Here is a 10821-nt window from a genome sequence, read left to right on the forward strand (position 1 = left end):
CGCCGCGTTTTCGCGCGCCTTGCGCGATTCATCTATATTCGGCTACCGCCGAAATCGCTGAATCGCTTCTTTAGGCGTGGCGCGCGGCTGCCCTAAGGGAGGGTACTGCGCTCGGGCCGCGCGGGCCCCACGTCCCGTGGACGGGAAATGCTGGCGCATTTCAACTGGCAGCCTCTACCCCCGTTCTTTGTCCGCGCGCTGGCGGAAATCTTATTCAAACGCGAACAACGCGTTTGAATGATTTCCTTCTCCAGCAGTCGCGCGCGGATGGGCTTTGAACCGTCTTTGCTCAACCCTTTGTTCGCGCGCCTGGGGAAATCGTCAAAACGCGCCAGCACATTTTGACGATTTCCCTCTTTAGGCGAGGCGCGCGTTTACATTGAAGTAATAAAGGCCGCCCGCCGTGGCGCGAACGCGGCCGCCGGGCGGGCGGTGCGTTGACCTGCGGTCTCCCTCGCGCTTGCGAGGCATCGTCGACAAGCCGACGTGCTCTCGCTTCGCTACTCGGGTCCGGCACTCGGAAGGGGCAGCCTCTACCCTATTCTCCGTCTACCCGCAAAATCCCCCAAGGCACGCTACGACGCTGCGACCCAAAACAAAAGCCGCCGCCGCGACAGAGCGCGGAGGCGGCATAGTCTGAAAAAGGCCCAAAAACCGTTACGCCTTGATAAAGCCTTTCGCCAACAGATACTGCGCGATCTGAACCGCGTTCGTCGCAGCACCTTTCCGAAGGTTGTCCGCCACGACCCACATGTTCATCGCCCGAGGGTTCGAGATGTCCCGACGCAGGCGTCCCACGAACACTTCGTCGTGGTGCTGGGCCGTCACCGCCATCGGGTACTCCGACCGCTCGGGACAGTCCACCACCGCAAGCCCCGGAGTCCGTTCGAGCAGCGCGCGAACCTCTTCGATGGTAAAGTCCTTCACCGTCTCGACGTTGATCGACTCGGAGTGGCCCCCCACAACCGGCACGCGGATCGCTGTCGGAGAGACCAGAATCGAATCGTCGCCGAAAATCTTGTGGGTCTCGTTGACCAGCTTCATCTCTTCCTTCGTGTAGCCGTTTTCGGTGAACGAGTCGCACTGCGGGATGCAGTTGCGGTCGATCACGTGCGGATAGATCATCGGGCCGTCCATCACTCCGTTCCGTTCATTCTCCATCTGGGTCACAGCCCGCATCCCCGTGCCCGTAATCGCCTGATAGGTCGAAACCACGATCCGGCGAATCCCGTACGTCCGGTAGATCGGCGCCAGGGCCATCAGCATCTGGATCGTCGAACAGTTCGGGTTGGCGATAATGCGGTCTTCGGGGGTCAGGACGTCGGCGTTGATCTCGGGAATCACCAGCTTTTTGGTCGGATCCATCCGCCAGGCCGAGCTGTTGTCCACCACATAGCACCCCGCTTCGGCGAACCGGGGAGCCCAGTCCAGCGAAACCTGGCCGCCGGCCGAGAAGATCGCCAGCGCGGGCTTCATCTCCAGCCCTGTCTGAGGAGTCACGACCGTCCACTCGCGGCCGCCGAACGAGACCTTTTTACCCGCCGAACGCTCCGAGGCGATCGGAATCAGCTCCGTGACCGGAAAATTGCGCTCTGCAAGCACCGCCAACATGCGTCCGCCCACCAGACCGGTGGCGCCGAATACTGCTACTTTCATATCTGTGTGTCTTTGTTTTCGTTCCGATTGAAAGTCCGTCCGAAGTCCGGACGGAGCGACAAAGGTACGTTTTTTCGGGTCGGGTCGGTGCGAAAAAGGGACGTTTGTTGAATTCTTAACATATTTATCCGAAATCGATTATTTTCCCGTCGCGCCGGAAGCAAATAGTTCCTTATCTTTGCATGCGGGCGTGTGGCGGAGGCGCGCCCGATCACCCATTCAATCGCTATGTCGAAAACTGCGCTCATCACGGGAGTCACGGGGCAGGACGGCGCCTATCTGGCCGAGTTCCTGCTCCGGAAAGGATATGTCGTACACGGAATCAAGCGGCGAGCTTCGTCGTTCAATACCGAACGGATCGACCACCTCTACGAAGACCCGCACGTGGACGGACAGCGGTTCGTGCTCCACTACGGGGACATGACCGACTCGCTGAACCTCACGAAGATCATTCAGGAGGTGCAGCCCGACGAGATCTACAACCTCGCGGCGATGAGCCACGTCAAGGTCAGTTTCGACACGCCGGAATACACGGCCAACGCCGACGGGATCGGCACCCTAAGACTCCTGGAAGCGATCCGGCTGCTGGGCCTGACGGAGAAGACGCGCATTTATCAGGCCTCCACGTCGGAGCTCTACGGGCTGGTGCAGGAGGTGCCGCAATCGGAGCGGACGCCGTTCTATCCGCGGTCGCCGTACGCCTGTGCCAAGCTCTACGCCTACTGGATCACGGTCAACTACCGCGAGGCCTATGGGATGCACGCCTCGAACGGGATTCTCTTCAACCACGAATCGCCGGTGCGGGGCGAGACGTTCGTGACGCGCAAGATCACGCGGGCGGCGGCGCGCATCGCGCTGGGGATGCAGGAGCAGACCTATCTGGGCAACCTCGGCTCGACTCGCGACTGGGGGCACGCCAAGGACTACGTGGAGGCGATGTGGCTGATTCTGCAACAGCCGAGGCCGGACGACTATGTGATCGCTACGGGGGTGACGACTTCGATCCGGGAGTTCCTGCGGATGACGTTCGCCGAACTGGGGATCACGGTCGAGTTCTCGGGCGAGGGGATCGACGAGGTGGGGACGATCGCGGCAGTGGATGCGGCTAAATTTACCGAAGCGGTGGGCGAAGAATACCTGGCGGCGATCGAACGGCGGATCGGCTCGCGGGTGGCGAGCGTAGACCCGCGCTACTTCCGGCCGACGGAGGTGGAGGCTTTGATCGGGGACGCGACCAAATCGCGCACGGTGCTGGGCTGGACGCCGAAGTACGACTTGCCGGCGTTGGTGGCGGATATGGTGGAGTCGGACATCCGGCTCTTCAAGCGCGATGCCTATCTGCGGGCAGGGGGATTCACGGTAAACAGCTATTTCGAATAACCAAACTCTCATACATAATCTTTCATGAAATCGATTCTTACCGTTTGTACGGCGGTGCTGGCGATGAACTTCGTTTCGGCATCGGACGCTCCGAAAGCGAAAAAACAGAAGACGCAAAAGGCCGATACGGCTTACGTGTTCACGGACGTGACGGTGGTGCCGGTCACGCCGATCGACAACCAGAGCAGCTCGGGCACCTGCTGGAGCTTCGCCGGGACGGGGCTTTTGGAAAGCGAGGCGCTGCGGCAGGGGAAAGACACGCTCAACCTGTCGGAGATGTGGATCGTGCGGCACACTTACCTGGACAAGGCGATCAAATACGCCCGCACGCACGGGACGTCGGCTTTCTCGGCGGGGGCCAATACGCACGACGTGCTGACCATCCTGCGCAACCACGGCATCGTGCCGCAGGAGGCTTACGCCGGACTGCGGTACAGCCGGGACAGTGTGCACCGGCACGGTGAGCTGGATGCGGTGCTGGCGGGGTATATGGCAGCGGTGATCAAGGCGCCGAATCGGTCGTTATCGCCGGTGTGGCAGGAGGGGCTGAACGGCATTCTGGACGCCTATCTGGGCGAATGCCCCGAGAAATTCGTCTATAAGGGCAGGGAGTATACGCCGAAGTCGTTCGCCGAAGCGATGGGGATTCGGGCGGACGATTTCGTGTCGTTCACCTCGTTCACCCACCATCCGTTCTACACGCGGTTCGCGGTCGAAATTCCGGACAACTGGGCGTGGGAACCGGCGGCCAATGTGCCGGTGGACGACCTGATCCGGATCATCGACACGGCGCTGGCGCAGGGCTACGCGGTGAACTGGTCGGCCGACGTGAGCGAAAAGGGATTCCGCTACAACGAAGGCTTCGCGATCGTGCCGGTGGACAAGCCGGAACAGGTGGCAGGCTCGGACATGGCGCACTGGACGGGGCTCACCAAAGAACAGCTGGCCAAGATGTCGCGCCGGATCACCGGGCCGATGCCGGAAAAGACCATCACGCAGGAGATGCGTCAGGAGGCGTTCGACAACTACGAAACGACGGACGACCACGGAATGGTCATTGTCGGGACGGCGCACGACCAGTGGGGCAATAAGTTCTATAAGGTCAAAAACTCGTGGGGCGAGACGGGCAAGTACAAGGGATTCTTCTATGTCTCGGAACCTTACGTGCGGTACAAGACGATGAATATCATGGTCAATCGCGCGGCGGTGCCGGAGGAGATCGCCGGACGGTTCGACCGGCTATAGGATGTCGGTCGTGTGCCGGGAAAGGCGCGGCCGATCATTTCGGAACGGGGGAGTGTGGCGCTCTCCCGTTTTTGTCTTCCGGCCGACGCATTCTGGCACGCCGATTGCCGGAGGATCTTTTCCGATCCGACCGACCGGGACGATGTAACTTCGGGCCGTTTCGCACGTCAAAGAAGTAAAACGCAACTACCGCTATGAAAAAATACCTCATACCGCTGCTTCTGGCCGGATGGACGGCAGGCAGCGTCGCGGCGCAGAACGCAGGCTACGTGGACGATCTCTACCGCGGTTCGACGCGGGCGAGCCGGGCGGAGCAACAGCAGCTCCGCGAGAACCGCCGGGCGGCCCGGATCGCGGAGTCCGAACGGAGGCAGGCGCAACAGATGCCGGCCCAGTGGACGCCGAACAGGCCGTCTCAGCCTGCGGCGCCGACGACTGCCGCGGCGCAGGGAACGCAACGGGACGAACTGGTCACGTCGTTCGACGACGCGCTGCAACGCCGGATCTCGGCCTATCGCAACTACCGCGAGATGGACGATGACTATTGGAAGCTGATGGAGGGCTTCCACCGGACGCTCTCGGGCCGGTACGATCCGGATCTCTACAACGTGATCACGTTCGGTAACGACATGTGGGTCGAACCGACCTACATCACCGCCCTCTTCGACGGGAGCGACCCCTCTGCGCGGCTGCGCACCAAGGAGCTCTGGGACGACGACCGCAGCGGCCGGAGCAATGTGAACATCACGCTGAACGTCTCGGCGGGGAGCGGATGGGCAGATCCGTGGAACGCTTACTGGTATTCGCCGTGGAGCCGGCCGTGGCGGTGGAATTCCTATTATTACGGCACGTGGGGCGGCCCTTACTGGAGCTGGAGCTGGAATTGGGGCCCGTCATGGAGCTGGGGGCCGTCGTGGAGCTGGGGATGGGGGCCCGCCTGGGATTGGGGCCCTTCCTGGGGCTGGGGTCCTGGATGGGGGCCTGCCTGGGGGCCGGGCTACTATCCGCCGCCGCCCGCTTGGGGCGGGCCCGGCGGGGGCAGACCGAGACCGATCTACTGGGGAGACGGCCGACCGGCCGGAAGACCGACCTATCGACCGGGTAACGGGCCGAACGGAGCGGGGGGCAGGCCGACCTACTCGGGCGGCTATCGCCGCAACGACAACGGCACGGGCGTAACGATCAATCAAGGCGGCGGTACGCGGCGGCCGGCAACGACGGGCACTCCGGCGGCGACGATCCGACCGGGCGGCAGCAACAACCAGTACACGCCGCAAGGCACGACCCGACCGGGTGTGAACGGCAACGACGGTTACCGGAGACCGGTGAATACGGATCGTTCGTACCGGCGCGAAGTCCGTCCGAACACGACACCGGCCGAGCGGCCGCAACGCTCGGTGCAACGCTCCGAACCGACCCGGACGCCGGCGGTATCGCCGTCGCGACCGGCGGGCGGCAGCTATGGTGGAAGCGGCTCGGGCGGAGGAGGAGGCTACCGGCGACGGTAACCCGACCGAAACGAGCGCCGGTCATCACAACCTGACGTATCAACTAACGGACATGATAAGACGATGAAAAGGAATCTCATACTCTCCGCCTGTCTGACGGCGGGCGCGCTGGCGACCGTATCGGCGGCCCGGGCGCAGGGGCCCGAAGAGCTGCTCCTCTTTTCGCGCCAGAACTTCGGACTGGCCACCGCCCGGACGGCGGGGATGGGAGGGGCTTTCACCTCGCTGGGGGCCGACGGGGCCTCGATGAGCCTCAACCCGGCGGGGATGGCGATGTACAGCCGAAGCGAACTGGCATTGAGCCCCGGGCTCCGGATATCGGCACAGGAGGCCGACTACCGAACGCCGAACGGGAATCTGGACAAGCACCTCAACCGGGTAAAGGCCAATATCGGGAACTTCTCGATGGTCTATGCGGGGAACAACTTCGCGATCGGTTTCGGGATGAACCGTCTGGCGGACTTCAACGGTCGCAGCCGGGCGATCAGCTTCGACGACCGGACGGCGCTGGGCGAGGGGTTCTCGATCGGCGACATGTTCGTCGAACAGCTCTACGGCATCCCGGCTTCGACGATCGGGGCGCCGGAAAAGGACATCTACAAAGCTTTCTACGACTATCCGCCGGCTTTGTGGGGAGCGATCATGGGCTATCAGGCGGGGCTCTTCGACCCGGTGGCGGGTACGGGGGGAGACGGGCAACCGCCGCAGCAATACACCACCCGGGGGATGATTCAGGAGGGAACGCTGCTCTTTCCGGAGTGGTATCGCCGGACGGCGGGGGCGATCAACGAATATACGATCAGCGGGGGATATAATTTCAAGGATATCTTCTACATCGGGGCGACGCTGGGGATTCAGGACATCTACTACAGCCGCGTGGACACCTACTCGGAGATCACTTCGGCGAATAACGTGGGGCTGCTCTCGACTTACTACAACCAGGCTTACGACCTGTCGGGCGTGGGGGTCAACCTGAAGGTGGGGGCGACGGTGAGGCCGGTGCCGTGGCTGCGGATCGGGGTGGCTTACCACTCGCCGACGTGGATCGGCATGACGGACGAATATGCGGCGGACATGACGGTCAATTACACCCATTCGATCGGGGGCTACGACTACGGTTTCAGCGATACGCCGATCCAGCGGCAGGAGTATCGCATGCGGACGCCGTCGCGGCTGATGGCGGGGGTATCGGCGACGATCGGGACGGTGGGGATCGTGAGTGTGGATTACGAACGGACGTGGTATCAGCACATGAAGTACACGTCGGACGACTATCGGGACATCAACACGGGGATCGGGGAGACCTACGGGCCGACGGATGTGATCCGGGCAGGGGTGGAGTTCCAGCCGGCGCGGTCGCTCTTCCTGCGGGCGGGGTACGGCTACAGCACGTCGGTCTATCGGGACGATGCCTATGCTTCGTTCGGCGAGTATCAGCAGATTTCGGGCGGGATCGGTTTCCGGAACCGGTCGGTGAGCGTCGATCTGGCTTACGTCTACGGCAAGGCGAACGGGATGCCGTACAAACCGTTCGACTACACGTCGGAAGACGGCTATCGGGTGGCTACGGAGGGGACGATCTACACGAAGGAGCGGTATCACAATGTGATTCTGACGATGGCGTTCCGATTCTGAGGCTCAGGGGATTTAAGAGGCTTGCACGCTACCCATTTTCCACAGGGGGACTCACCGCGAGTCCCCTTTTTTTATTGCCACTGACAGAGCTATTGTTGTTGAATTATTTTATTTATAAAATAATTCAACAAAATATTACCGCCTTCGATTCTTTGGATTATATTTGAAGTGCGATTTCTCTGAAAACCTTCGGAAAGACACACTTTTTATTTACCTTTAATTTTTGAAGTCATGAAGAAAATGACCAAAGCCCTGTTGGCTGCCGGTGGCGCAGCCCTGATTTGCGGCGGAGCCGTGATGACCTACCTGAAAGCTCAAACCCAGCAGCCGGAAATGTCGGCACTGACCTTAGCTAATATTGAAGCAATGGCTGATCTTGAGGAGGATATTCTTGATTTGCAAAACCGAAGAGAATGGTATGTTAAAAAACTTGACAACAACGGTTCAAAAGACTGTATACCAGGTGGAAGTAGGCGTTGCAAATTTTAATTCCTCCAAGATTCCCTTATCTTCGTGAGGGAATCTTTTTGTTTTAATTCAATGACAATCACGATGAGACCCTTTTTCCTCAGTCTTTGGGGATTACTTCTGGTCGCCTGCGGCAGCAAGCCGCAGCAGACCGCCTCGGAACAGATCACCATCGACTTCGACGCCCCCGAGCCCACCCGGAAGATCGAGAAAGTCGTCCCGCTCGAAACGAACTCCGAATCGCTTTACGGTCGGTTCTTCCGGGTGAGGACGACCGACACCCGCATCTTCGTACAGGACATGCAACAGATTCTGGTCTTCGACGCGAACGGAAAATACCTCTCGAAAGTAGACCGCGTGGGTCACGGGCCGCAGGAATATATCAGTTTATCCCATTTTTGGCCCACCAAAGACGAACTATACGTAGTGGCTGGTCGAAGCGAAAAAATTCTGGTCTACTCTTTTTCCGGTCAATATTTGAGAAGTATCGACGTAGGTTTTCAGGAAGACGCCATAGCGGTCATGGAAGACTATATAGCCTCCCAGTCTACGTATAACGAAGCCGGGACACTGGTCGTTACCGACCGCGACGGGAAAATTCGGTATGAGACCATTGCCCCCATCCTGCCGATAACTACATTTACCATCAGCTCCCTTTTCCCGTTTACCGAAGCCAACGGACAACTCTATTATTTTCCGGATTTCGCCTCGGACATTTATACAGTCGGCCCCGACTCCTCAGACGTAAAACGCATCCACCTCGATTTCGGGCCGCATACCGTAACGGCGGAATATATCAGTACTCTGGGAGATTGGGACGACGTTGATCCGGACGAACAAATGGCCGCCGATCATAAAGTTTGTTTCCCGAGCTTTTTCCCGAGCAACCGTTGGTGGGGCATGACCTTCTCGCTGAGCGGTAAGGAGTACACGTGGTACTACGATCCGGCCACCGGCGCCCAGCGCATCGCTTCGGCCGAAGGGACGATCGCTGTCAAACCGATCGCCTGCGCTACGGAACAGGGCTTCGTCGCCTCGGTAGACGCCGCTCGCTTCTTGGAAGAGCCGGAATACGCCCCCTACCGCGAAGACCTCGACCTCGACGAGAACGACAACGCCGTACTCATCTTTTACACCGTCGAGTAGCATCGCAGCCACCCCAATTAGCGGAAAAGACGCGAAATCACATAGTCGGAAATCAACCACCGAGCCGGAGGGATGGCCCAGCCGAACGGCGTCCGACAGAGATCGCCCGCTGCTTCGAAAACCGTACATTGCGTTTCGAGGCGGCGGGTCTCCGTTTCGCCGAAACGGGCCGAAAACTTGGCGGTGGAAAGGCCGTCGACGGTACGCAGACGGGTCATCAGGTATTCGTTCTGAAGGTCGGTGTCGGTCAGGAGCTCCTCTTCGGGCGGAGTCCCGGACAGATAGAGCGGGTTGCTGGCTACGTTCCAGCTCCGCCGCCGAGAGCCGTCGTAGGAGTGGGCGGAGGGGCCGACGCCCAGATAGGGCGCGCCGAGCCAATAGGCGCTATTATGGCGGGCCCGATAGCCGGGACGGGCGAAGTTCGACACTTCGTAGTGTTCGAAACCGGCGGACTGCAACCGCTCGCGCAGGAGGGAGAAGTGTTGTTCGGAAACGGTCTCTTCGACGGGGGCCAGCCCCTGTTTGCCGAAAACGGTGCGGGGCTCGACGGTGAGGTGGTAGGCCGAAATATGCTGCACGGGCAGGGCGACGGCCTGTGCCAGGTCTTCTTGCCACTCGCGCAGGGTCATGCCGGGCAGGCCGTAAATCAGGTCGATCGTCAGGTTTTCGAAACCGGCGGCATGGGCGGCTTCGACGGCCTCGACGGCGGCACGGGCGGTATGGCGGCGGTTCATCCGTTCGAGGTGTCGGTCGTGGAACGACTGCACGCCGATGCTCAGGCGGTCGATGCCGATGTCGCGCAGGGCGGAAAGATAACCGGGGGTCAGGTCGTCGGGGTTGGCTTCGAGGGTCACCTCTTCGAACCGGTCGACGGCCCACTGCTCCTGCACCTGAGCGACGAGCGGGGCGATCTCGTCGGGGGTGCAAACGGAGGGGGTGCCGCCGCCGAAATAGAGGGTCTCGACGCTCCGGGGGGCGACTTCGTCGCGGCGACGGGCCAGTTCGCGACGGATGGCTTCGATCATCTCTCCTTTCCGAGCGAGGGAGGCGCTGTGGTGGAAGTCGCAGTAATGGCAGAGCTGGCGACAAAACGGGATGTGTATGTAAATTCCGGACATGTAATCTCTCTTGGGGGTTTTGTTCTTGAGGTAGATTTTGGGGGGCGGAGGTTTGAGGTGAAAACAACCGGTTTTCGAGTGCCGGGCGGCGCGCCCCGGGCTACCGCGAGAGGGACAATGGCGGACTGGTGGATGTCGGCAGCCACGGCTATTGCTGGTCGGCTTTGGTGAGCAGTATCTACGTCGATTCTTGTGGTTCGGCACGCAGGGTCTAGGTTCCTGCCACGCGCACGGTCGCGCCTACGGCCTTCAGTTGCGTTGCCTCTCGGAATAAACAGGGACACGAAACACTCGAACCGGGCCGCCTCTACCCTATTTGAGTTGAATCCCTGCGGTTCGCAGAGCCGCGCGGGCCGAAGCCTCCCCCAGCGGAGGCCCGCAACTGACGTTGCTTTTGGGCCCCGCAGGCTTCGACCCGACAAAGCAATGCCCTGATTCTTCCGAGTTCGCAACAGTTCAGCCCAACCCACAGCTCTAAACTCGCCTCAATTCTGTCGGGTTCGGCCTGTCGCCCATCCCCCCCGAGGCGCTCCGCGCCTGGGCGACGAGGCCGGCGACCTAAAGGTCGCAAAAGCAACGCATCATTCAACCGCCCCTATTCTGCGAGGTTCGTCCTCGCCCTATTTACAGATGTTCGCCGCCAGCGGAGAGCAGCAACGAGCCCC

General features: G+C 60.7%; 8 protein-coding genes. 6 read left to right on the forward strand and 2 right to left on the reverse strand.

Annotation, left to right across the window (positions count from 1 at the left end):
• Positions 1-657: 657 nt before the first annotated feature.
• Entirely contained in the window at positions 658-1656 is a 999-nt protein-coding gene (locus tag Q9S52_RS04850; RefSeq protein WP_297628356.1) for an aspartate-semialdehyde dehydrogenase, read from the reverse strand.
• 228 nt (positions 1657-1884) lie between these two features.
• On the opposite strand from Q9S52_RS04850, the gene gmd reads away from it, so the two are divergent.
• From gmd to Q9S52_RS04880, 6 genes are all read left to right on the forward strand, one after another.
• On the forward strand, positions 1885-3036 hold the full coding sequence (gene gmd, locus Q9S52_RS04855; protein ID WP_304708346.1) for a GDP-mannose 4,6-dehydratase: 1152 nt from the start codon (positions 1885-1887) through the stop codon (positions 3034-3036).
• A gap of 24 nt (positions 3037-3060) precedes the next feature.
• On the forward strand, positions 3061-4281 hold the full coding sequence (locus Q9S52_RS04860) for an aminopeptidase C (protein ID WP_297628360.1): 1221 nt from the start codon (positions 3061-3063) through the stop codon (positions 4279-4281).
• Positions 4282-4475: 194 nt separating this feature from the next.
• Positions 4476-5789, forward strand: coding sequence for a hypothetical protein (locus Q9S52_RS04865; RefSeq protein WP_300727415.1), 1314 nt, complete (start codon positions 4476-4478; stop codon positions 5787-5789).
• 63 nt (positions 5790-5852) lie between these two features.
• Complete coding sequence (locus tag Q9S52_RS04870) at positions 5853-7424, forward strand: OmpP1/FadL family transporter (protein WP_297628365.1); 1572 nt, start codon at positions 5853-5855, stop codon at positions 7422-7424.
• 231 nt (positions 7425-7655) lie between these two features.
• Positions 7656-7913 (forward strand): NVEALA domain-containing protein, encoded by a 258-nt coding sequence (locus Q9S52_RS04875; RefSeq protein ID WP_304708347.1) that lies wholly within the window; start codon positions 7656-7658, stop codon positions 7911-7913.
• A 63-nt stretch (positions 7914-7976) separates the two neighbouring features.
• Positions 7977-9038 (forward strand): 6-bladed beta-propeller, encoded by a 1062-nt coding sequence (locus tag Q9S52_RS04880; RefSeq protein WP_304708348.1) that lies wholly within the window; start codon positions 7977-7979, stop codon positions 9036-9038.
• A gap of 17 nt (positions 9039-9055) precedes the next feature.
• Here Q9S52_RS04880 and hemW read toward each other — a convergent pair whose 3' ends face one another.
• Positions 9056-10156 carry a radical SAM family heme chaperone HemW gene (gene hemW / locus Q9S52_RS04885; protein ID WP_304708349.1) on the reverse strand — a complete coding sequence of 367 codons (1101 nt, stop codon included), beginning with the start codon at positions 10154-10156 and terminating at the stop codon, positions 9056-9058.
• Between the last annotated feature and the right edge of the window lie 665 nt (positions 10157-10821).

Origin of the sequence: uncultured Rikenella sp. (assembly GCF_948810725.1) — a bacterium.
Classification (GTDB): Bacteria; Bacteroidota; Bacteroidia; order Bacteroidales; family Rikenellaceae; genus Rikenella.